This window comes from Pedobacter antarcticus (assembly GCF_900112985.1).
Taxonomy (GTDB): Bacteria; Bacteroidota; Bacteroidia; order Sphingobacteriales; family Sphingobacteriaceae; genus Pedobacter; species Pedobacter antarcticus.
The window spans coordinates 514,287-538,816 of record NZ_FONS01000001.1; the positions used below are offsets into that span (position 1 = coordinate 514,287).

Genomic DNA, 24,530 nt, shown 5'->3' on the forward strand with positions numbered 1-24,530 from the left:
CTTATTGGGTTAAAAAACATCCTTTTGAAACAAATATTTGCCTATTAACTTATTTTTGCCTACCTTTGCATCGTTTTTCATTTAAACCACCGCTGTACCCGTCCTATTTAGGGTTCGTGTTTTTGTCAGGAGCAGCTTCTTATCTGGTTAAATGTCTTTGGGGATTGCCCCCTGATTTTTCAATACAAATGTTTATTTAAAGCATTTTTTATATGCAGCAATTAGGCTGGCATATCTAAACTATTTTATGATTAAACAATTCATATACAAATTACAATACCTTGGATTAACACTCTTCCTTCCCATCGCAAGTTTTGCTCAGGATAGCATTATGGTCGCAACAGACACCAGTTTGGTGGAAAACAGACCAGAAAAACCTACATTGAAGATTGGTGGAGCCTTAAGATTCAACTACAACCTCTCCACCTGGAAAAAGGAACAGGTCAAAAGAGGCGGAGATTTCGGCCTGGACATGTTTAGAATCAATGCAGATGCGGCATTTAAAAAGTTAGACCTGCATGCGGAATACCGATTTTATTCAAAAGATTTTGGCGGAGGCTTTTTAAAAGAAGGTTATGTCCGCTATCATGTAGATAACAGAACGCAATTAGATTTCGGATTGGTACAGAATCCCTTCGGAAACACTACTTACAACTCCCACAACTGGTTTTTTAATCTCCCCTATTATCTTGGATTTGAAGATAAATTCTCAATGGGTGTTAAATTTCACCAACAGCGGAATCGCTGGGTATATGATATCGCTTTCTTTAAAAATGCAATGGAACTTAACTTTGGCGACCAGACTGAAACAGATCCATCCAGATACTCATATGATGTCGCCGGAAGGAATAAAGAAGTTAATCAGGGTAATATAAAAACCGCTTATATGCTTGCTGAAGATAAGCAAATAGGCATTTCCGGCATGATTGGTGGTGTATACAATATACCAACCGGTAACATGGGTACCCGATGGGCGGCAGCATTACACACAGATCTTACTTTTGGAAAGCTTAATGTTAAGCTCCAATCGATGTACTATCATTATAATCCTGCAGATTCCGCTGGATTTAACAGTACTGTAGACCTGGCAGCATATGGTTCGTCGTACACCGTGGCGGGTAAGGCAGCAATTCATACTGCTTCTTTCTCGTACAAACAACCGGTAAAAATTGGCCCGGTTACAGATATCACGTTCTACGAGAATTACGCCTATATGCAAAAACCACAGCAAGGTTATGCAGATACCCAGATGAATGTTGCAGGATGCATGATTGCCGCAGGTAACCTGGTTACTTATATAGACTGGGCAGCAGGGAAAAACCAACCCTGGTTAGGTCCTGAATGGCAAAATGGCCTTGCACAAGGTAATCCGGATGCCAAATGGCACAGCCGGTTTAATATTAATATCGGTTATTACTTCTAATATAAACTAAAGAAATGTCCATACTTAAAATAGAAGACCTCACCCTTATTTTTGGAAAAGAAAAAGAAGAGGCCCTTTCGCTATTAAAGAAAGGAAGTACTAAAGCAGAAATCCTGAAAGAAACCGGATGCACAGTAGCTGTTAAAAATGCGGCGTTCGAAATTGAAAAAGGCGAATTCTTTGTTATCATGGGTCTATCCGGTAGTGGTAAGTCCAGTCTTTTACGCTGTCTGAACAGGCTTATTGAGCCAACTTCTGGAAATGTAATACTTAACGAGGTAAATATTACCAGCCTGGGTGATAAAGAACTGCAAAATGTACGCCGTAAAGAAATGGCAATGGTATTCCAGAAATTCGGTTTACTCCCGCATCGTACTGTACTCGAAAATGTTGCGTTCGGATTAGAATTACAGGATATTCCGGAGAAAGAACGCGAGGAAAAAGCGAAGAAAGTAATTGAGCTTGTTTCTTTGCAGGGTTATGAGAACCAGCCAACTGCTGCTCTTTCAGGAGGTATGCAGCAAAGGGTCGGTTTGGCCAGGGCTTTGGCTAATGAGCCTGAGATTCTACTCATGGACGAAGCTTTTTCCGCCCTTGATCCGCTGATCCGGACTCAAATGCAAGATGAGTTAATTGATTTGCAGAAAACCATGCATAAAACGATTGTATTTATTACGCACGATCTGGATGAGGCTATACGTCTGGGAGACAGAATTGCCATCATGAAAGATGGTGAAATCATCCAGATTGGTACTCCGGAAGAGATTCTGACAAACCCAGCTACAGACTACGTGTCTTCATTCGTGGAAAAAGTTGACCGTAAGTCTATTATTACTGCAGCAAGCCTGATGTTCGAAAAACCGACAGTCGCAATTTTCAGAAAAGACGGTGTCGAGGGTACCCTGCGTAAGATGCGTAGTTCGGGCCTCACAGCATTGCCCGCAGTCTCCACTGACAAAGAATTTCTTGGTTTTGTTTACCTGAAAGATATTCTGGAGATTAAAGCAAAAGGTCATCATACGATTGAAGCGGCTATTATCACTGATATTCCCGTGGCTTATCCGGAAACAACTGTAGAAACTATGCTTCCATTTATAGCAGAGAACGGCCGCGCTGTTCCGATCATTGACAAAGACACCCGTAAATTACTGGGTATTGTCGCACAGACCTCCCTGCTAATTGAAACTACAGGAACATCCTGGGAGAATATCACAGGAAATTCAATTGATAACTTACAAAATGAAATTATATGATACATATAGGACCTTATATAGAACAATTTATAAACTGGCTGACACTGCATTTTTCAGGTCTTTTTGACGCCATTAAGATTGTAGTCGAATCGATAGTGAACGGTGTAGAATGGGTTTTTATGTTTCCACCTTTCTACGTAATTATATTACTTATAGCATTCCTGGCCTGGAAAAGAACAGGAATGGGTGTTACTATTTTAACCTTATTTGGACTAACGCTCATCTGGGCTATGGGGTATTGGTCACAGACGATGGCAACGCTAGCGTTGATTCTCTCCTCTGCATTTATTGCCCTTCTACTGGGAATTCCTGTTGGCATTTGGGCAGCAAAAAATCCAATGGCTAAAAAGATCATCAGACCAATCCTGGATTTCATGCAAACTATGCCAGCCTTCGTATATCTGATTCCTGCAGTACTGTTTTTCGGATTAGGTAAAGTTCCCGGAGCATTTGCAACAATTATATTTGCCATGCCGCCGGCCGTACGCTTAACTACACTCGGGATAAGCCAGGTACCAGAAGATATTGTAGAGGCAACGCGTTCCTTTGGCGCAACATCCAGACAGTTATTATTTAAAGTCGAATTGCCACTCGCCCTGCCGACTATCCTTGCAGGTGTAAATCAAACGATTATGATGGCCCTGTCCATGGTAGTTATTTCCGCCATGATTGCAGCGGGCGGATTAGGTGAAGTTGTTTTAAAAGGAATTACACAATTAAAAATAGGGATTGGATTCGAAGGTGGTATTTCCGTTGTGATCCTGGCGATTATACTGGATAGAATTACACAATCATTCGGCTCAAAAAAAGTTAAAATATCTGATTAATCAAAAAATAGAATACACATGAAGAAATTAATTATAGGAATATTCGTCGCTGTTATATTGACATCAATGTATGCATGCAGTCCAAAAAATGACGATAAGAAAGTAACTATTGCTTATGTGAACTGGGCAGAAGGAGTGGCAATGACACAGTTATCTAAGGTACTATTGGAAAAAGAAGGTTATACCGTAGTATTGAAAAATGCAGACGTCGCACCTGTATTCGCAGCCGTTGCAGGTGGGGATGCCGATGTATTTCTAGACACCTGGATGCCGGTAACTCACAAGGAATATCTCGAAAAATTCGGTGCGAAGCTGGAGGTACTTGGTACTAATTTTGACAACGCCCGCATCGGGTTCGTTGTACCCGAATCTGTAAACATTAACAGCATAGATGAACTAAATACTAATGCTGCGTTATTTAATGGTAAAATAGTGGGTATTGATGCCGGCGCTGGCATTATGAACAAAGCAGAAGAAGCTATTAAAGCCTATGGCCTAAAACTGGAACTTCAGTCCGCCAGTGAAGCAGCTATGATGGCTACTGTTAAAAAAAGCATTGATGCAGGTACCCCTGTTATAGTAACAGGATGGTCTCCTCATTATATGTTCAGCAATTATAAATTGAAATTCCTAAAAGACCCTAAAGGTATTTTTGGCGATGTAGAAACTATTCAAACTGTTGCCAACAAAGATTTTATCCGCTCTAATCCAAAAGTAACTGCGTTTTTCAGAAACTTTAAATTGAATGAAGTCCAGTTGGGCTCTTTAATGGGTGAGCTCGCTGGCGCAGGTGATGATAAGGCAGCTGTTGAAAAATGGCTGGAGCAAAACCAGGATCTGGAAAGACAACTCAGTTCCTTTATTAAAACAGAAGCAGTTAATTAGTGATTTGATTTGTTGTGCTGTAAGAAACGCCTCGTCATTTTAATTAATGAGGAGGCGTTTCTATTTTGCATTTATAATTTATGGATTCTGGAGTTTTTAAACAAGTTAACCCAGGCTTTTTTTGACAACATGATCGTAGAATTCTTATAATCAGAATTGCTTTTTGGATATACGTCAAACATGATATTCTTCATACCAAGCAATTTCATTTCACGGGGCACGATCTTCATCTTGTTAATTAAGATCTCATTATCTTTAAAATCGTCATATAACCCGAGGACGTATTTATAAAAATCAGCTTCCTCTTTCATATCTGTGAAATTAATCACTTCATAAATTTCGGTTCCCATTCCGCCTTTAGTAATATACCGCAAAAACTCTTTATCGTCTCCGACAGCATAAAGCTCATAGTCTGCAGTTAACGCAGTTGTCTTAACTCCAATCCTTTTTGGTGTCACTTTATCTTTGTCTGCTTTCACTTCCTCTTTAGAACGGCCAACTTTAAACTGGGAGAAACCATAAACAGAGAAAGACATCAGAACGACAGTCAGAATTATTTTTTTCATTTGATATTTGTTATTCAAAAAAATGCTTGAGATAAACTTATAAAACAATGTAATAATAATAATTATACCAGAATTTTCAAACTGTAAGCTTTCAATTAATGAATAAAACGCTCGAAAAACTCATAAGTACGCAGCATTTGATCAATGCGTTGCCTGTTGTCACCGCTCCGCGTAATTTCATGTGTAGCACCAGGATGTCTTACGTATTCAACCGGTCTGTTTAAAACTTTTAAGCTCTTATACAACATCTCACTTTGGATAACCCCTGTTCTCAGGTCATTTTCTCCGTGAAATATAATAAGCGGGGTTTTAATATTCGCGACGTAATTGATCGGAGACTCACGCTCGATAGTTTTACCTGCGGTCTCTTCCCATGGATAGCCACCGAAATAATTAGGTACTAACCGCCAGGCATTTCCTTCCCCAAAAAAGGTTTTAAGATCATAAACTCCGCGCTGCGCACAAGCAGCTTTAAAACGCTGGTCATGTCCAACTATCCAGCTGACCAGATAACCTGCGTAAGAACCGCCGGTAACCACCAGTTTAGTGGTGTCTGCCCAGCCTTCAGCAACAGTCCTGTCTAATGCGCCCATTACATCGTTCATCGGACCCTCACCCCAATTATTTACATTCCCCCTGAGAAACTGCTCTCCATAACCTCCTGAACCACGAGGGTTGCTATATACTACTCCGTAACCCATTGAGCAGAAATACTGATATTCATGCCACATTCCTGCTTCTCCCGGGCCCCACATCGCACTTGGTCCACCATGAATTTCCAGTAATAAAGGATATTTTTGACCGGACTGATAATTAGCTGGTTTCATAACCCAATAGTCCACATCCATGCCAGCATCATTCTTAAAAGTATGTTTTTCTGGTAAAACTATGTTCTTTTGTGCCAGCCAACCTGAGTTTAAAGCGGTAATTACCTTCGTATTTTTAAATTGTTCATCGGCAATTTCCAGTTCTGAGGGGTTCTGCACGCTGGTTTTACTGTAAATAAACGATTTTTCACCCAATACAAAATCTTCAATTCCTTCAGATTCGTCAGATAGTTTACTCACTATTCCATTTCTAACCGCTGTTTTGTATAAAGGGACGCCGCCATTGCTTTGGGCTGTAAAATAAAGTATATCCTCTTTATCTGACCATTTGAACCCATTCAGATTACGATCCAGCTGAATTGTACTGATATCTTTTCCTGATCCAAGATCCTGAACAGATACTTTTCCCACACTAGGCTTTCCGATTTCAGACACTCCATAAACAAGGTACTTACCCGATGGAGCTACTGATCCGATCCTGTAGCTGCTTTCTTTTTTTCCTAAAACCGTGCTAACAGCTTTAGTCTGAATATTAATTTTATATATAGCGGACTCCTGTGAGCGGTCAGGAAAAACATTTTCATCCAGGCGACCATTTACCAGTATTTCCTGATTATTTACAAAGTAAGGGTCGCTGTAGGAATTGAATCCCGGAGTGACTAAAACAGGCTCAGATTTACCGGAGACATCAAATACAAATACCTGGCTAAGCTGAATATCAGCAGAGGTTGCCGACTCACCCTGAAACTGCAGTTTATTAATAACTTTGGCTTTATTATCAATTTCATTTTTATTCAGGTATGCTCTGATCTGGGCTAGATCACCATTTGGGTCTCCCTTAGTTTTACCAATTGAGAAATAATCATTTTTGGCAAATCCAGGTTTCTCACTGCTCCATACAGGAACCTGCTGGCTGGGATTCAAGGTCAGGTCTGAAATCAGGTCATTTAGTTTAAGATTCACTGAAAATACGACCTTTTTACCATCAGGACTCCATTTTGGAGATCCGACGCCGTATTTACAAGTGGTCAACTGCCTGGCCTCACCCCCTGTTAATGGCAGGATAAAAAACTGCCCTTTGCCATTAACATTACGAATAAACAAAATAGATTTTCCATCCGGAGAAAATGATGCCTGCCCGGGATTCTCTTTACTGAAAGTTAACTGGCGCAGATTATGATCTTTACCCAAATCACCTATCCATAATTGGTTTTCATATTCAAAGTTTGCTGAATCGATAGCTTTCGGTTGAATCTTTTGCACTGTAAACAGGATCTTCTTTTTGTCTGGTGAAATATCCAGTTGTCCGGCACGCTGTATCTTTAGCATGTCTGTAATCTGAACAGCATCTTTTCCAGTCTGCGACCAGCAGACTACCGTAGTGCTGAAAATCAAAAAATTAACAAGTATCAGTTTCTTCATAATTGAGGTTTAGGTATGGGCAGAAAATTAAGTATTTTTAAAATCATTCTTCGCTTGTAGTCTGTTTTTTACAAATCTCACCCCATATTTACATTGGTCACTCCTCCTTTTTAACCATCTGTTAACAAGAAAGCGGATCTTGTCTCATAAATTTACTATATTTAAGTAAATCAACCAATTATCTAAAAGATCAAAGAATAGATTATGAAACAACTCTTCGGAATTATCCTCATTGCATTATTAAGTGTGCAGGCGAAAGCGCAACCTAAACTTGTTAAAATCTGGGAGACGACCACACCCATTGATTTACCCGAATCTGTCTTATTTGACGCCAAAGAACAACATCTGTTTGTCGCTGTGATGGGACAGACTTCCGATACCAAAGACAGTATAGGTGGCGTCGCAATTTTTGACCTGAATGGCAAGGTCAAAAATATGGATTGGATTACCGGAATGAATTCTCCCAAGGGAATGGCCAGACATGGCGATAAATTATATGTCGCAGATATTACAGATCTGGTTATTATAGACATACCCTCTTCAAAAATCGAACAGCGTATAGAAATCCCCGGATCGGCATTCTTAAATGACGTGACCGCAGACGACAAAGGTGTAATCTATGTTTCGGATTCAAAAACAAAACGCATACATCAACATAAAAACAAGCAGACTACTGTATATCTTGAAGAGATAGACGGTTTGAATGGCCTTAAGGCAGTGGGATCAGACCTTTTTATTGCTGGCGGCGGTAAAAATCTATTAAAGGCCGATGCCTCAAAAAAACTAACTAAGATTGCAGGACTGCCACATGGTGGAGATGGGATAGAACCAATCGGTAACGGAGATTTTCTTTTCTCAGCCTGGGGTGGATTAATTTATTACGTATATGCGGATGGCAGGAACGAATTACTGCTGGATACACAAAAAGATAAGATCAATGCGGCTGATATCGGTTATGACCCGGTAAAGCAGATTGTTTACGTACCGACGTTCTTTAAAAACAGCGTCGCTGCCTACCAGTTGAGTAAGAATTAGCAACCGGGCAGGGAGACGTATTATTAATCGGTATTCGTTTCCCTGCCCTTTTACCGCAATATCTTTTTATAATAAATATTTAGTGCAAGACAAATTACCCCTATCATGATCGAAACGTCGGCCAGGTTGAATATTCCGGTTTTAATAAACAGGAAATCTAAATGAATAAAATCGGTAACAGCCCCAAACTGGAACCTGTCAAATAAGTTACCTAACCCTCCCCCCACAACAAAACTCAGTCCGATTACCAGCAATAAAGGTAAAGACTTGTATTTCAGCATAAATACAATCACTGCACACAATGCCATAAACGGCAGTACGGTAAGGGTTATAAATTTAAAAGTATCATTAAGCGACGCTCCCGCGCTTAGAAAAGCACCGGTATTTTCTACATGCATAAAAATTAAGTTTCTACCAATAATTTCTACAATATCATGTGGAATCAGGTACACCCTGACCAGATATTTAGAGAGCTGATCTAAGATCAAGTTCCCCATGATGAGTACAATTATAAAATAATTACTATAGGTCTTCTTCTCCGGCATCTATATGGCACTTAATTCCGGCTGAATTTATTAAAATTTCACCAGCTAAATATAAAATTGTAACATCCGTACCCCCTGAGGCGTCTTAAAATAAACTAGGAAATGAATTTAATTGGTAATATCATCTGGATGATCTTTGGTGGGATATTTATATTTTTTGAATATATAATTGGCGGACTAATCCTTTGCCTGACTATTGTCGGAATCCCATTCGGCCTTCAATGTTTTAAATTCGCATTTGTCGGGCTGGCACCATTTGGCGTGCGAATTACAGATACTGCATCCGATACCGGCTGCCTTTCGACTGTTATGAATATAATCTGGTTAATATTTGGAGGTATCTGGATTGCACTTACCCATTTATTTTTTGGTGCACTTTTATGCTTAACCATTGTAGGCATACCATTCGGCAGACAGCACTTCAAGCTAATGAATCTGGCGTTCTCTCCTTTCGGTAAGAGCATCTTTTAAATAAAATAACATTGCAATTCTGTCAATCTTAAAACACCAGGACAAATCGCTTGTTATGAATTTAAAAAGCAACCAGGCTTATGAAAACCACAGCTATTGCCACCCTATTATTAGTTGCAGGGGCGTCTTTGACCTCCTGCCATTCTGAACAATCAAAAGATCGCCGGGATACTACTGTAAACAGTAATGCACGGCCTTCTGGCTCGGATACCGCCGGCACCCCTGCAAATAAGGCAGGTTCAGAAGACCCTTCTGCCCAGTTTATTAGTGAAGCGGCGGTTTCGGGCCTGCTGGAAAATGAAATGGGTAGAATCGGGCAGCAAAAAGCACAACTGCAAGCGATAAAAGACTATGCGGCTACAATTGAACGAGATCATAAAGTGGCCGGCACTGGGCTTGCAGAAATCGCTAAAGCGAAAAATTTAACTTTACCCTTAACAATTACTGCTGAAAAACAGGAACATCTCACTGACCTGAGCCAAATGACAGGGAAAGATTTTGACAGTTATTATACGAACATGATGGTAGAAAACCATCTCACGGATATTGCATTATTTGAAGGTGCTTCTAAATCTCCGGACACCGCTGTCAGCCATTATGCGCTAAAATTACTCCCTACCTTGCAGAAACACTACAAACAGGCACGCGAACTGGCTTCAAAATTCGATCAAAACAAAAGATAAAACCACAGATCCTTCCAACGTGTCCTGAAATTTTAACCACCAGTTAACCTGGCATTGGTAGGGAAATGCTTTTGTTTTATTCAAACTTCGTTCAATGTTTCTTCATACTTCCTTCATTGTTTGTTCAATCGGATTTGAACGATCAACGAGGGAAGTATGGTTAGGTATTGAAGCGTCATCCAACCTGGCAATACGAAACCCTAAATATATATTATCATAAAAAGAGAATACTATACCATTAGAATTTATGCCTTTACTGACCCTCAGACTCAAATTTCTGTTGACATTTCTCAAAATGGAAATACCACAAATAAGAAAGCGGTGAACGGTCATTACAACCTTTCACCGCTTATCTAATTAACGCTCTCACATATATAGACGCTCTTACGTTGATATTATTGTACACTAGAAAAAAAAAGATAATATTTTTTTCTAGTGTACAATTCTGAAAGTAAGATTTAGTCTTTCTTTCATCTTTTTAGTGGATTTCGCAATTCTATGGTCCCAGTGTTGTTGAAGATTCCCTTTCATTAACAAAAGAGACCCGTTCTCCAATTTTACAGTATACTTTTGCTTATGATTTTGTTTATTTCTAATATCGAATCCTCTTACCTGCCCAAGACTTAGTGAGGCGATCACCGGATGTGTTCCTAAAGCTTCTTCATTGTCACTATGCCAGGCCACAGAATCGTTAGCGTCCCTGTAGTAATTCAATAGCACACTATTAAATTTAATTCCGGTGAAAGCTTCGATCTTATTCCTGATAAGCATCAATTCAGGAGTCCAGAAATTCGGGGAAGATTTGCGCAAAGAAGTATAATCATAAATTTCCGGGTCGGCATACCAAGCGCTCAACCGCGGCGTAACAACCTGCTTATCATACATACTAACCACTTTTTGTTTCCAGGGTGTTTCTGCGATTAAATGCGCCAAATGAATTTCACTCTCTGACTCGCTGAAAAAGTCCGGTGTATACTGTAATAAATCGGAAGGAAGACCGGGTGTATGCCCCGATTCAGAGAAAAAACTAAGCTGTTCCATCATCATTACAAATTTAAACTAAAAATATTAGCCAACAAAAAAATTACTAAATTATTTAGCCAAACACGGTTTTAGCTTTTTCTATGGCTTTTGCAAGATCAATCCCTTTACCCAAAACTCCATTGAAAAGATCGCCCTCTGACTTCAACCGCTCTACCGTATTAAAAATATTAAAATCTTTCATTGCCAAACCTGGCTTCACTTCATCCCAATGCAGCGGCATAGAAACCGTCGCCCCTGGTTTCGGACGTAATGAATAAGGCCCTGCAATGGTGGCGCCTGGTCTGTTCTGAAGAAAATCCAAGTACATTTTCCCTCCGCGCGCCTTGATCATTCTTTCCAGAGTTGTGAATTCAGGAATATGCCGGTGTACAAGACTAACGATAATTTTGGCAAACATTTGTGACTGCTCATAGGTGTAAGCGGCCGCTAAAGGAATATAAATATGCATCCCTGTGGATCCAGAAGTCTTACAGTAGCCTGGGACCTCAATCTGATCCAGTATATTTTTAACCTGGAGTGCAGCTTCCACAACCTGATCAAAGCTGTGCTGATCCGGATCGAGATCAATTACGCAATAGTCTGGATTATCCGGCGCACTCACCCGGCTAAACCAGGGGTTCATTTCTATACATCCCAAAGATGCCATCCAAAGTAACGTTGCCTCATCTGCGCCGACCAGGTATTCCTTTTCTTCGCCCTCACCAGTACTGTAAGGAAAAGTTTTCGCCCAATCCGGAGCTTTCCCCTTTACATCTTTCTGATAAAAACCTTTACCGTTAATTCCACCAGGAAACCTGTTTAAAGACATAGGACGGTCTTTTAAATAAGGTAGAATATAGTCTGCCACCTGATAATAATAGTTAAACATATCTCGCTTACTCACCTTATCTTCGGGCCAGTACAATTTACTTAAATGCGTAAATTTCAACTCATGTCCACAAACCTTTCTCACTTGCGTTTCATCCTTAGGATTAAGTAAAGATTTGCGTCCGCTGGCTTTTGGCGGTTTAATAGCCTTCGCATGCGAAACTTCCTTGCTCACTTTAACTTCGGCTATCTCATCGAAATTAATCACGGCCTCAGTTTCGACAGCGGCTTCGCGGACCACGTCCAGCGCCGGCTTATCTTCCCGCATCCCTTTAAAAGAAGGGTGCCTGAAAACACCATCGGACGTCACTTCACTATAAGCGACTTCGCAGACCAGTTCTGGTTTCAGCCAGGTCGCTTTAGCTTTCGGAGGATTGGGCCGGAAACGCGAAGGTTTATTCACATCAGGCAAAATTTCAAAAGGACTTTTACTGGTGATCAACGGTTTAAATTGGGCCATCATTTCCCGTTGCAGCTGGTCAGAAAACCCTGTACCCACTTTTCCAACATAAGTAAGTTTTCCATTTTCATAGACACCAAGCAACAGCGAACTGAACGATTTAGATGTATTCTCATTTTTGGTAAACCCCGCGATTACAACTTCCTGTCTCTGATGCACTTTCACTTTGAGCCAATCCGATGAGCGGTTGTTGAAAGTATAACAACCCGATGCCTTTTTAGCTATAATACCTTCCAGACCCATTTTTTCCGCAGCCTTAAAAAACTCTTTTCCGGAGGTACGGAACACTTTACTCTGCCGGATACGGTCATCCTCCTGAGGCAGAATTTTACCCAGGATTTCCTGCCTTTCAACTAAAGGCAATTCTGTCAGGTCCTTACCGTCATACCAAAGTACATCAAATACATAATACACCAAATCTCCGTCTGCTTCACTTCTCCAGTTCTGCAGTTTACCAAAATTGGAGATCCCCTTTTCATTAAGCACTAGGATCTCGCCGTCAAGCACTACGTCCATACTCCAGGTTTGCAGTATTTTATAAATCGGATAAAACCGTTCATTAAACTGCTTATTATTCCTGGATAGCAACTCGGTATCACCATTCTTTTTTAGAAACGCCAATGCCCTGTAACCGTCCCATTTAACTTCATATAACCAGTCAGGATCATCAAAAGGTTCATCTACAAGCGTAGCCAGCATAGGCTTCATGCCAATCGGTATTTTCTTCTTTTTTGCTTTTTTTAAAATCGATGTAATCTCTGCTTCTGGTTTTTCAGCATCAGATTTCAGTTCAATATCCTCTTCCGCACCATGCTGCCACACCTTTTCACTATGTTTTTCCATTTCAGCTATCGTCTTACCGGAAAGTACTGATTTGTCTTTTTTTGTGATGTCAGCCGTAGCTGCATACTCATCTTTATGTTTAATCAGCAACCATCCATTCTCTCCCATCCCATGCGTTTTAACCAGTGCGTATTCTCCCTTTAATTTTTCACCGTCTAGCTTAATCTTCAGCGAACCTGCTTTCAGCTGCGCCAGCAAATGTTTATCCTGTGCTTTTTTACCTTTTATAGTTTCAATTGGTTCATACGTCCCATGGTCCCATACAATAACCGTCCCTCCGCCGTACTCTCCTTTGGGAATAGATCCTTCAAAATCTTTGTAGCTATAAGGATGGTCCTCTACCATCATCGCCAGACGCTTTGTCTTAGGATCTGTCGATGGTCCTTTTGGTACGGCCCAGCTTTTCAACACGCCTTCCATTTCCAGCCGGAAGTCGTAATGAAGATGCGAGGCTGCATGCTTCTGAATAACAAAGTGTAACTTACTGTTATCTTTTGACGTACCGGCCTGTGGCTCAGTAGTCTTTTTGAAATCACGTTTCTTTTTGTATTGTTCCAGTGCCATAACCAATATCCGTTTTGCTCATTAACAATGACCAGGCGGTAATGTTCTGTGCAACAAAAAAGAGCCTTCATCTTCGAAAGATAAAAGCTCTTTATACAGCATTAACCTGAATATGCCTATTGCAATAGATTAGGGTTATCCATACCTATTGGAGCGCCGGGAGGCATTTCTGCCGCAGGAGCAATCTCAAACTTAGCTGGATCTAACTGAAATGTTTTAATTTGAGACAGCGCGAAAAGGCGGTTTGCATTCTGCTGGTCACTGCCCAGGTATTTGTTAGCCTCCAGCCAGTGATTCAGTTCTTCTATTTTCAGCAAGGCCTGTCCCTGTACGTTTTCGGAGACGTCTTTTCCAGTACCTAAAGCAAGCAGATACTTAAGCACAAGGTTATTGACAACGATCTGCAACTGTCCATCCATACCACCTGCATCTGGTGCCTTCCAGGTCTGGTTGATGAGTTGTCCGGCAATATGAATAAACCCTGGTTGTTTAGCATCCCTGGCTGCATATTCGGTTAACCTGGCAGCTCTCTTTCCGTCAAGCAGATATGCAACGGTGAAACCAGCGACAGACTCCGCAGCCGATAAAGGATCGAATGTCGGCCCTGTCTTTCTGGAAAATACTTCTCTTCCCCCGGGAAATCCTGAAGGTCTGGGTGGAATTTTTTCAAGTAATTGCTCCGGAATACGAAGATTTTCGGGTTTTATCGTCAATAGTAAAACATCTAATGCAGCCTTCTGCTGGCCGGGAGGGATTAGCGCCGTTGGAACTTGCCCGTCGCCCTTCAATGCATGTGTAAAATATAATCCACCGATCAGTTTCGAAACAGCCTCTATCTGGTACCGGTGCAGCAAATAAATCGGCACCAAAACTTCTTCCAGCGTACTCATCGGTGCATTCGCAGCAATTGCTTTCACTGAAAAATTAGTGATCAGCTGTTTCCTAATCTCCAGTAAACGGTTCAGTTCGCCAGTTACATCGCCGTTACCATTATCCCATTGATGGGAAAGCGGGTGCACATCTCCGCCGACATCCGGAATTTGTATAAAACCTTTGGCAAGGGTTTCTTTCATGATCTGATCAAGCGCATTATTTTCATCTGTACCAGCATCAAATTCGCTGTAACCCCACATGATCGCTCTTTTATCCCATTCTCCAATTCCTTTAGCATAGGCGTGCTGAACATCTATCTTTCCGTTCTTATCCATTGTAAAATACGGAGCCGGATAATCCATTACCGATGCCCTGTCTTTTACACTGGCTGCAAAATTATGGTAGAGACCAATGGTATGCCCGATTTCATGTGCAGACAACTGGCGAATTCTCGCCAATGTAAGCTCTTCCAGTTCTTTGGGAACCGGCTTTCCCTCTTGATAAGGTTGAAGTAAACCCTCGGCAATTAAATAATCCTGACGGTGTCTGTCAGATCCAAGTGTTACTACACCTTTAATAATTTCGCCGGTACGCGGGTCTATATAAGAATTTCCAAAAGAATAACCTCTTGGGTTGCCATTGCGGTTTACCCAGTTTATTACATTGTAGCGGATGTCCATCGGGTCTACTCCTTCCGGCAGTTCTTCTACAACAAATCCATTGATAAAACCCGCTGCAGTAAATGCCTCGTTCCACCAATTCCCACCTTCTATGAGTGCCCGTTTGATTTTTTCAGGCGCTCCACGGTCTACATAATATACAATCGGTTTAACTGGCTCACTTGGTGCTAATCCTGGTTTTTTCTTAACCAGCCTTTGTCTTCTTGAAAATTTGGCTATCAACGGCTGATCCATATCAGCGCTGAAATCATAATAATTAAACGGATTCAGACCTGATCGCGGATCAAATTTCCGCTGCTTAAATCCCGGCTCGGGTAATGCGACAAATGACTGTCTCATCGAAACAGTTACAGCAGTTGGATCCGGTGCGATACCACCACCGCCATAACCACCTGAAGGAGCACCGCCGGTAAATGTGATAAGTGACTCAAATTCTGTGTTCTGCGGAAAGTTTTTTGTGTTTTCGATAGCGATAGCACTTCGGCTTTCATCGAGTTTATAAGGTGTTTTACCGAGAGTTCCACCAATCTGCTGGCTGTCGGAAATTAAAAATGGAGTGAGGTCAATGAGCACTTTATCTCCTTCTGTAGCCAAAGGTTTAAATCCCCAGATCACAGATTTAGCAAATGCATTTTCCACCGACCTGACCTGATCCTTATTTCCGTTGACTGCGCGGAAGCGGTAATTAGGTTGAATTAATAATAATTTGCCACCCAATAGCGTAAATTTTACGATATCCGATTTGGCTTTGCCGAGTTCCGGACCACCAGATCCCACGCCAGCAGGCAGGGACGCGAAGTAAAGAAACTCCTGATCGAGCTTATTTACTTCCAGTAGTATTTTTCCATTTTTTGCATCGTAGTAAAATGGGAAATAGCCATCATACTTTTTTAGACCTTTTACAATGGAGAGCATATCCTGTCCCTGAACGGTATTCAAGATGCAGGACATGGCGATTAACAGTAAAAGTTTTCTGGTAAAGATTCTCATGTCTGTTTAATAATTAGAGGTTTAGGCGCCGTTAATTTAGATTGATGAGGAAAATTACAGAAGTTTTAACCATTAAATATCATTGTTTGATGGCAACCGGAATACTGTCACGATTTTGTTATAGACAATTGTTCTATAACCTTAACCATACCTTCAAATTCTTCCTGGTTATAGAGCCTGGTCAGGTATTGTATTTTACCGTCCCTGTCTATAACCACGTTTCGTGTAACACCTGCTTTTTTATCGGCAAAGCGCTGAAAAATTCCGGCTCCGGGATCTAAAGCAAGCGGATAACTGATATTCATATCTTTATGGAATTTCTGTACCACATCAAGCGGCTCGTCACGGTCGACACCTATAAGTACAACTCCTTTATCTTTATAAGCCTGCCAAACCTCTTTCTCCAGTTCCGGCATCTCCTTTCTGCATACCACACACCAGGAAGCCGTAAATTGCAGGATCACAATTTTACCTTTTAATTCTGCCAGTGAAGTCTTTGTACCGTCATGTAATACCAGTTGAAAATCTGAAGGTGCAGTATCGCCGACTTTCACAAGGTATCCCCTGCTGTCACTGTTTGGATTTTCAAACTGCGGGCCTTTTTGTGGTTTATCCTGCGCAACAGACAGCAGGAACGAACAGGCCATAGCTAATGTAAATAAGGTTTTTTTCATCATGTCTGATTTAATAGATTGTTGTTAAGTACTGTGTTAGTTTATTTATCGCACCGGTTAGCTTAACTAATTCTTGTTTAGCTTCGTCGTAATGTCCTTCCTCTATCCCCTCTCTGATACCAGGAAGTGTTTTAACACCATAGCCTGTATAGAATCCAGGCGCATAGATACTATGCTTGTACCATGGCCTTCTAGGCAATCCGTTTTCCAGCAGTAGTGTTTTTTCTGCCTGATATAGCTTTTGATTATTCTGACGGATAGCCTTCTGATCGCCTGTGAACTTTTGCTGTCTTAGCTGGAGCGCGGCGGCTTCTTTCTTCAAACCGAGCAGTGCATCCGTAAGCGGTATAAAATCAAAGGTGGGAACTTCGACTGTTTTTTCTTTAGCCTGAAAGGGTTCTTTCGGATCAGCAGCCAGCTTATAAATATCACTGTCAATCAACTGGTGCTGTAACCCAGCTTCCTGCTGTAAATTTTTCGCTGATCCGATCACCTCATCGGTATAATTCTGAACAGCAGTGTAAAGTCCTGTAAAGTTGAAAGGTAATTTCTCTGCATCTGCCAGCCTTAGAACAGCCCTGCCTGCTGCCTGCGATAATGCTAGTCCATAATTAAATCCGGGATCTTTAAACCGAATATAATTATCATAAGAATCATAGATTGAATGATATTCGCCACCAGTGCTCTCTCCGCCGAAACCGAAGTTTAAGCTTGGAATACCTAAGTGCTGTAAAAAGGCAGAATAGTCTGAACCCGTACCCAATGCACCTAAATTATAGTCCGGACTCTCCAGCAAAGCTTTTTTCTTCGCTGTTCCACTAGCCTTGATAATCTCAGAAGCACGTTTACGGTCAAAAATTGTAGCCTGCGTAATCGGATCTTTAACTGATTTAGTAATAGAGGTCACCAGGTCCGATAAAGCATGCGATCCTCCGGCACTAAAAAACCCACTGCTGTTATTATCGGTATTGATATAAGCAACTGCCTTCTCACTTAATTCTTCAGCATGCTGCTCCACCCATTCTGTCGATCCTAAAAGAGATTGTTCTTCTCCATCCCATGCCGTATATACCAAGGTTCTTTTTGGCTTATACCCCTGTTTAACCAGCTCACCTATTGCTTTTGCTTCTTCAAGTAAAGACGCCAGCCCGCTGACCGGATCAGATGCCCCATTAACCCAGGCATCGTGGTGATTTCCACGAATAATCCATTCATCAGGATATTCACTCCCCTTGATTTTTGCAACGACATTATAGACCGGCACAATATCCCAGTTCTGTTTAATTTTCAAATGGACCTTTGTTTTATCTCCGCCGCCAATCCGATAAGTAAATGGCAATGCCCCGCGCCAGGATGCAGGTGCGACAGGTCCATCCAATGCCTCAAGCAGTGGTTTGGCATCATGATAACTAATAGGCAATACTGGTATTTTCAATATGGTAACTGCTTCGTCTTTGGTTAAGCGTTTAGCGTTTTTAACCGAGGCATATCCCGGAGTTAGGGGATCTCCGGGATAGATGACCATATCCATTACTGAACCCCGCTGTACGGTATGTTCATTTTTGAAAGGGCCTTCCGGGTAAGCATCTCCCTGATAATAGCCATCGTCTATCGGATCAGAATAAATAATACAGCCTACAGCGCCATGTTCATAGGCTACCTTTGGCTTAATTCCCCTCCAGGAGTTCCCGTATTTAGCGATAACAATTTTGCCCTTTACATCTATACCGCGGCTTGCCAGTTCTCTATAATCGGCAGGTAAACCATAGTTAACGAAAACCAGTGGTGCAGTTACATCGCCGTCAGCTCCCCATACATTGTAGGTTGGCAGCTGTCCCTGCTGACCGGAAGTTGCATCTCCGGGTACTGCAGGCTCTTTTAAAGTAGCGCTGAATTTGACAGGTAAAAGGAGTTCCAGCTTACGCTCCACAGGTGTCGGGAATAATACATAAAAGGTCTCAATCTGACTATTCCAGCCATAGGACTTAAATAGGTCATTGAGTTTTAAGGCTACCTCTTTTCCTGCTTCCGAGCCCAGATGATGGGGTTTAGCGGATAATTCTTTAATAGAATGTCCAATATTTTCTTTACTTAAAAACTGGTCAAACCGGTTTTCCAATTGAGTTTGACCGTCAGGTTGCTGTGCAAATACAAAACCTGAAATCAGGCTCATTGAGAGTGTGGAGAATAGTAGTCGTTTATTCATTTTTCATTATTGCTTATTATTTAAAGTCCCACTTTAAGGCATAGGGATTCCCGCCCACCAGAATGTGGTGGTTTACGTTTGTTAATGCTTAATAGGTTTGGGTTTAGGCCCTAAATATAGTAATATCTATTAATTTAGTAGTATTTATTTCAATGAAATAATATCCCTTTGAAACCGGTCCTTGCCCAAAAGCTACCTAGAACACAAACAATACCCGGAGCGGTGTGTTGGAACTAGGAGAATGTTTCAATTAAATACCCCTTATCATGAGTAAAGTAATTTTATTACAAAAAAGACCCGCTGGAAAACCTGTATTAACAGATTTTGAATTCAAGAATGAATCTGTAGCGCAGCCTGGTAAGAATGAACTGCTGCTGAAGACACAATATGTCTCGGTCGACCCTTATTTAAGAGGCAGGATGAGTGATGCTAAATCTTATGTACCGCCTTTTAAAGTTGGTGACCCTATACAATCTGGAATTGTTGCAGAAGTTACAGAATCAAATCATCCGGATTTTAAAGAAGGAGATTTTGTGTCTGGTAACCTTGACTGGAAAGAGATTCAGGTTTCAGATGGAAAAGGATTAACGGTGATAGACAAGGAAGCTGCAAGTCCGAGCGCTTATCTCGGTATTCTGGGAATGACCGGTTTAACGGCCTACCTTGGACTTACGGAGATCGGAAAGCCCCAAAAAGGCGAAACGCTTGTAGTTTCCGGAGCAGCCGGAGCTGTCGGAAGTGTCGTTGGTCAAATCGGGAAAATATTGGGTTGTAAAGTAATCGGAATTGCCGGTTCTGAAAAGAAGATAGCGCTCTTAAAAGACAAATTTGGTTTTGACGAGGCTATAAATTATAAGACGACCGAAGATATGCAACAAGCTATTAAAGATGCTGCTCCTGAGGGAGTTGATATTTATTTTGATAATGTTGGTGGCGAAATATCTGATGCGGTCTTAGCCAATATAAATAAGTTCGGACGCGTCCCCGTTTGTGGTGCAATATCTTTATATAATAACACAGAAGTATCCCTGGGGCCCCGTGTACAAGCGATTCTGGTAAAAAACAGCGCATTGATGCAAGGTTTTATAGTTTCAAACTTTGCCGATAAATTTCCTGAAGCCATAAAAACACTGACGACCTGGCTGAAAGAAGGAAAATTAAATTATACAGAAACTATCGTGGAAGGTTTTGATGAAATCCCACAAGCTTTCATTGATCTTTTCGAGGGTAAAAATGAAGGTAAAATGATTGTTAAGGTCTAAAATTTCATGCTTGGCTACCCGCCAGTGGCTGGGCTTCCGGCTGCTGACGGCTCCGGCAATTATTTAAGTCCCTGCGGCAATGTACTTATAGCTGACCATCCACCGTCAACAATTAAATGCTGGCCTGTAACGTGCCTTGCAGCATCAGACACAAAAAATAGCGCTGCAGTGGCAATATCAGCTGCATAAGCCGGCCGGCCCATCGGCGTAATCTCAGACCATACTTTTTCATAATCAGCTTCTTCTGCAGTACGTTCAGTAAGCGTGGCGCCAGGGGCGACAGTATTCACATTAATACCATAAGCCGATAACTCAATAACCAGATTTGTGGCCAGCATTTCTACTGCTGCTTTAGTCATTGCGTACACCGCGAGATCCTTCAATGCCCTGTGTCCGACCACCGAAGAAGTGAAAAGTATGGAGCCGCCGTTTTGTTTTTTCATCTGATTAGCCGCTGCCTGTGCCAAAAAGAAAGTTCCGGCAAGATTTACCCGCATCACCTGATCGAATGCGTCTTTGCTGTAACTAAAAAAATCTCCATACAATGTAATACCTGCATTGGCAATAACCACATCGAGTTTTCCGTACCGGTTAACCGCTGTATCTACGAGTTCCTGAATAAAATTTAGATCTGCGGCATCTCCAGTGAGGGGAATACAGACTTCATGCCCTGCGGCATTGATTTTTTCTGCTGCCTGCCGGCACAATTCCGGATCGACGTCATTCAGGATAACCACAGCACCTTCCAAATTCAACATTCTGCAGATCTCAAATCCAATGCCTTGTCCTGCACCGGTAACAATTGCTACTTTATCTTTAAATCTCATCATTCTTTTAATGTGAATCTCTTAATACTTTACTTCCTGACCCGCCGTTTAAAAAATCCATATCGGCACCTAAGTGTGCCTGCTGTACGTGATCAGTGTATAATTTAATATATCCTCTTTCCGCTACAGGTAATGGTTCAATATACTCCCTTTTGCGACGCTCCAATTCTGCAGTTCCAATATCCGTATCCAATCTGCGATTTGGAACATCAAGTGTAATCATATCTCCCGTCCTGATCATTGCAAAATTACCTCCGGCAGCAGCTTCAGGCGATACATGCAGCACCACCGTACCGAAACCTGTCCCACTCATTCTTCCATCGGAAATACGAACCATATCAGTTATACCGCTTTCCAACAACTTTTTGGGAATGCCCATATTACCGACTTCCGGCATTCCCGGATAACCTTTGGGCCCGACGTTTTTCAAAACCAATACACTGTCTCCGTCAACCTCTAATTCATCGGTATCTATTCTTGCTTTAAAATCTTCGATATTTTCAAATACAACTGCTTTTCCGGTATGCTGCATTAAATGCGGACTGGCTGCTGAAGGTTTGATAACCGCACCACTCTCACACAGATTGCCAGTGAGCACTGCCAGCCCTGTTGCAGTATTAAAAGGTTTTTCAATAGTGGCTATCACATCTGGATTATAACAAACTGCATGCTCATAATTAGCCGAAATGGACTTTCCGTTTGCAGTGATACAATCGCGGTTAAGCATCCCATCCAGCTCTCTGAGAACGGCTGGTAAACCTCCGGCATAGAATAAATCTTCCATAAAATACTTACCGGATGGTTGCAGATTGGCAATCAATGGAACAGCCGCCGAAAGCCGGTCGAAGTCATTGAGGTTTAGTTTAATCCCTATCCTGCCGGCTATCGCTAGTAAATGGATAACAAAATTAGTCGATCCGCCAATTGCCGCATTAACTTTTATTGCATTTTCAAATGCCTGGGTGGTTAAAATATCTGATAGTTTAAAGTCTTCAGCAACCATTTCCACGATCCGCAAGCCGGAAAGCTGCGCCAATACTTTACGTCTGGAGTCAGCAGCGGGGATTGCAGCGTTCCCCGGCAAACTTAGTCCGAGAGACTCCACCATACAAGCCATAGACGATGCTGTTCCCATAACCGCACAATGTCCCTGACTTCGACACATTGCAGATTCTATCGTTAACAGTTCTTCTTCCAGCATCTTTCCAGCTCTTACCTCGTCATGGTATCTCCAAACATCACTGGTACCGATATGCCCTCCTCTATGATTGCCTGTAAGCATTGGTCCCCCGGATACGACAATTGTGGGTAAGTTAACACTGCTAGCCCCCATAACCAGTGACGGGGTAGTCTTATCACAGCCACAAAGTAAAACCACCCCATCGATCGGATTTGCCCTGATAGATTCTTCAACGTCCATACTGGCCAGATTTCTGTAAAGCATAGCAGTAGGTTTCATCAAAGTTTCTCCAAGTGACATGACCGGAAACTCAACAGGAAAACCTCCCGCCTCCAATACTCCTCTTTTAACGGACTCTGCAAGCTCCCTGAAGTGCGCATTGCATGGCGTGAGTTCACTCCAGGTATTACATATTCCTATTATCGGTTTATTGTTAAATTCATAATCAGGAATGCCCTGGTTTTTCATCCATGCACGGTAGATAAAACCATCTTTTCCTTTACGGCCAAACCATTCTCTGCTACGGAGCACTTGATCTTTCATATTCAAACTTACTACTCTGCCATAGGTTTAACTACAACACCATTTGCCGTTTCTAATACATTATTTACATTTATAAATACAAACACGAACAAAATAGTGTAAAATGAAAAAATTACTACGTGAACTTTCAATGCCGGAGGACACCTGTCTGATCGTGAAAGAGGAAACCGGCCAGGAGTTCACAGCTCCGTTCCATTATCATCAGGGGTATGAGTTCACTTATATAGTGAAAGGTCAGGGTAAATTCTATGGCGGGGATAGTGTAATGAATTTTAAAGCTGGTGATTTATACCTTTTTGGTCCTGGGTTTCCTCATTTTTTCGTCAATGACAGATCTCTGAATCGGCAATCTGAACATGTTCACTCTATTTTCGTTCAGTTTCACGAAGACTTTATGGGACGCGAATTCTATCAAAAATCGGAATTCAGCCAATTGAAAGATCTGCTAAACGAATCTTCCAGGGGAATTAAAATAAGGGATCCTTCCAATGAACTGCAGGAGTTTATGATGGCTTTCCCTGCACTTCCCGCATTAAAAGCTGTGATTAACCTTTTATCCATGCTGGAGAATATCTCCTCCCTGCCAGACCATGGTATCAATTATATCAGTAGTTCGTTATACCGGATCAGCACAGAGGAAAAGGAAAGCAAAGATAAGCTCGAACGTGTCTGCAAATATATTATGGCTAATTTCAAAGACGAAGTTACTACCAGGGATGCCGCTGCCATAGTATCTATGAACGAAGCAGCCTTCTGCAGATATTTTAAACGTAGAACGACCAAAACACTCTCCCAATTTGTAAATACGGTGAGAATTACCCATGCTATCCATCTACTCACTGTTTCCGATATTGCCGTCTCCGGGATCTGCTTTGCCTGCGGATTTAATAACCTGTCTTATTTTAACCGTCAATTCCGCACGATCACGGGCAATTCACCGCTTTCCTACCGGCGAGAATTTAACCTGTCTTAATTATTAAACCCCAAATTTAATTTAAACCCTATTTAAATTTATAAGCAATGAAATTATACCTTCTACCATTTATGTGCTGCCTGGCAGCAGGCATTTCCTGTACGCAGCAAAAGAGTGAAAACCTGGCCGACGATAATAAAAATGAACTGGCTGGCCAGCTCAAAGGTTCATGGCGTTTACTTTCAGCGGTAACGCTCGAGAACGGAAAAACCACGGTACAAGACTACTCCAAAGCTCAAAGGATGATCAAAATTATTAATGACGATCATTTTGCTTTTTTAAAACATGACCTTAAACCCAATAAAGCAGGTAAAAACAATTTCGATGCTGGTGGCGGAAGTTATAAGCTCATCGGAGACCAGTATACAGAATCACTGGATTTCTATAACGATCCGAACTGGGAGGGGAAATCATTTACTTTCACCATTAAAATACAGGGTGATACGCTCGTACAAACAGGTGTGGAGAAAGTTGAGAAGGCTGGTGTAGACAGAACAATTACCGAAAAGTATTTGCGCGAAACTGCGAGATAATCAATCTCAAAAAACAGGGGTTATCGATAGAATTCGGATTAGCGACTAGCTTGAAATACAGCATTATCCATTTA

At 41.6% G+C, this 24,530-nt stretch carries 20 protein-coding genes; 10 read left to right on the top strand and 10 right to left on the bottom strand.

Going from position 1 to position 24,530, the window contains the following annotated elements; translation table 11 throughout:
• Positions 1-247 precede the first annotated feature (247 nt).
• Genes BM192_RS02155 through BM192_RS02170 form a run of 4 tightly spaced genes read left to right on the top strand, consistent with a single transcriptional unit; the run spans position 248 to position 4,388 of the window.
• The gene (locus BM192_RS02155; protein WP_201771429.1) at positions 248-1,423 is read left to right on the top strand and encodes a hypothetical protein; all 1,176 of its coding nucleotides are present in this window, start codon (positions 248-250) and stop codon (positions 1,421-1,423) included.
• A 14-nt stretch (positions 1,424-1,437) separates the two neighbouring features.
• Positions 1,438-2,676 (top strand): quaternary amine ABC transporter ATP-binding protein, encoded by a 1,239-nt coding sequence (locus tag BM192_RS02160; RefSeq protein ID WP_037444681.1) that lies wholly within the window; start codon positions 1,438-1,440, stop codon positions 2,674-2,676.
• Complete coding sequence (locus BM192_RS02165; RefSeq protein ID WP_037444683.1) at positions 2,673-3,503, top strand: ABC transporter permease; 831 nt, start codon at positions 2,673-2,675, stop codon at positions 3,501-3,503. Before BM192_RS02160 ends, BM192_RS02165 begins: the two co-directional genes overlap by 4 nt.
• Before the next feature lie 18 nt (positions 3,504-3,521).
• Positions 3,522-4,388, top strand: coding sequence for a glycine betaine ABC transporter substrate-binding protein (locus BM192_RS02170; protein WP_037444685.1), 867 nt, complete (start codon positions 3,522-3,524; stop codon positions 4,386-4,388).
• 71 nt (positions 4,389-4,459) lie between these two features.
• Here the strand turns inward: BM192_RS02170 and BM192_RS02175 are convergent, their stop codons facing one another.
• Both BM192_RS02175 and BM192_RS02180 read right to left on the bottom strand, forming a co-directional pair.
• The gene (locus BM192_RS02175) at positions 4,460-4,954 is read right to left on the bottom strand and encodes a hypothetical protein (RefSeq protein WP_037444687.1); all 495 of its coding nucleotides are present in this window, start codon (positions 4,952-4,954) and stop codon (positions 4,460-4,462) included.
• A 95-nt stretch (positions 4,955-5,049) separates the two neighbouring features.
• On the bottom strand, positions 5,050-7,203 hold the full coding sequence (locus BM192_RS02180) for a S9 family peptidase (RefSeq protein ID WP_037444689.1): 2,154 nt from the start codon (positions 7,201-7,203) through the stop codon (positions 5,050-5,052).
• Between the two features lie 204 nt (positions 7,204-7,407).
• On the opposite strand from BM192_RS02180, the gene BM192_RS02185 reads away from it, so the two are divergent.
• Positions 7,408-8,238, top strand: a complete 831-nt coding sequence (locus BM192_RS02185) for an SMP-30/gluconolactonase/LRE family protein (RefSeq protein WP_037444691.1) — start codon at positions 7,408-7,410, stop codon at positions 8,236-8,238.
• A 50-nt stretch (positions 8,239-8,288) separates the two neighbouring features.
• Here the strand turns inward: BM192_RS02185 and lspA are convergent, their stop codons facing one another.
• Positions 8,289-8,783 (bottom strand): signal peptidase II, encoded by a 495-nt coding sequence (gene lspA, locus BM192_RS02190; protein ID WP_037444693.1) that lies wholly within the window; start codon positions 8,781-8,783, stop codon positions 8,289-8,291.
• Positions 8,784-8,885: 102 nt separating this feature from the next.
• Between lspA and BM192_RS02195 the strand changes: the two genes are divergently transcribed.
• Complete coding sequence (locus BM192_RS02195) at positions 8,886-9,254, top strand: YccF domain-containing protein (protein WP_037444697.1); 369 nt, start codon at positions 8,886-8,888, stop codon at positions 9,252-9,254.
• 80 nt (positions 9,255-9,334) lie between these two features.
• Positions 9,335-9,937: a DUF4142 domain-containing protein gene (locus BM192_RS02200; RefSeq protein WP_037444699.1), complete on the top strand. Its 603-nt coding sequence runs from the start codon at positions 9,335-9,337 to the stop codon at positions 9,935-9,937.
• Between the two features lie 432 nt (positions 9,938-10,369).
• On the opposite strand, the gene BM192_RS02205 is transcribed toward BM192_RS02200, so the two are convergent.
• From BM192_RS02205 to BM192_RS02225, 5 genes are all read right to left on the bottom strand, one after another.
• The gene (locus tag BM192_RS02205; RefSeq protein ID WP_234797490.1) at positions 10,370-10,984 is read right to left on the bottom strand and encodes an alpha-ketoglutarate-dependent dioxygenase AlkB family protein; all 615 of its coding nucleotides are present in this window, start codon (positions 10,982-10,984) and stop codon (positions 10,370-10,372) included.
• A 49-nt stretch (positions 10,985-11,033) separates the two neighbouring features.
• Positions 11,034-13,715: a DNA ligase D gene (gene ligD / locus BM192_RS02210; protein ID WP_037444701.1), complete on the bottom strand. Its 2,682-nt coding sequence runs from the start codon at positions 13,713-13,715 to the stop codon at positions 11,034-11,036.
• A gap of 116 nt (positions 13,716-13,831) precedes the next feature.
• On the bottom strand, positions 13,832-16,258 hold the full coding sequence (locus BM192_RS02215; RefSeq protein WP_037444703.1) for a zinc-dependent metalloprotease: 2,427 nt from the start codon (positions 16,256-16,258) through the stop codon (positions 13,832-13,834).
• 107 nt (positions 16,259-16,365) lie between these two features.
• The gene (locus BM192_RS02220) at positions 16,366-16,935 is read right to left on the bottom strand and encodes a TlpA family protein disulfide reductase (RefSeq protein WP_234797491.1); all 570 of its coding nucleotides are present in this window, start codon (positions 16,933-16,935) and stop codon (positions 16,366-16,368) included.
• Positions 16,936-16,942: 7 nt separating this feature from the next.
• Complete coding sequence (locus BM192_RS02225) at positions 16,943-19,138, bottom strand: M28 family metallopeptidase (protein WP_037444707.1); 2,196 nt, start codon at positions 19,136-19,138, stop codon at positions 16,943-16,945.
• A gap of 266 nt (positions 19,139-19,404) precedes the next feature.
• Here BM192_RS02225 and BM192_RS02230 point away from each other — a divergent pair, with 266 nt between their 5' ends.
• A complete protein-coding gene (locus tag BM192_RS02230) occupies positions 19,405-20,400 on the top strand; it encodes an NADP-dependent oxidoreductase (protein WP_037444709.1) in 996 nt (331 codons plus the stop codon).
• A gap of 59 nt (positions 20,401-20,459) precedes the next feature.
• On the opposite strand, the gene BM192_RS02235 is transcribed toward BM192_RS02230, so the two are convergent.
• The gene (locus BM192_RS02235) at positions 20,460-21,230 is read right to left on the bottom strand and encodes an SDR family NAD(P)-dependent oxidoreductase (RefSeq protein WP_201771430.1); all 771 of its coding nucleotides are present in this window, start codon (positions 21,228-21,230) and stop codon (positions 20,460-20,462) included.
• A gap of 4 nt (positions 21,231-21,234) precedes the next feature.
• On the bottom strand, positions 21,235-22,950 hold the full coding sequence (locus BM192_RS02240; RefSeq protein ID WP_037444712.1) for an IlvD/Edd family dehydratase: 1,716 nt from the start codon (positions 22,948-22,950) through the stop codon (positions 21,235-21,237).
• Positions 22,951-23,053: 103 nt separating this feature from the next.
• On the opposite strand from BM192_RS02240, the gene BM192_RS02245 reads away from it, so the two are divergent.
• Positions 23,054-23,923 (top strand): AraC family transcriptional regulator, encoded by an 870-nt coding sequence (locus BM192_RS02245; RefSeq protein ID WP_037444715.1) that lies wholly within the window; start codon positions 23,054-23,056, stop codon positions 23,921-23,923.
• Positions 23,924-23,970: 47 nt separating this feature from the next.
• Positions 23,971-24,456, top strand: a complete 486-nt coding sequence (locus BM192_RS02250; protein ID WP_037444717.1) for a hypothetical protein — start codon at positions 23,971-23,973, stop codon at positions 24,454-24,456.
• Positions 24,457-24,530: the final 74 nt, after the last annotated feature.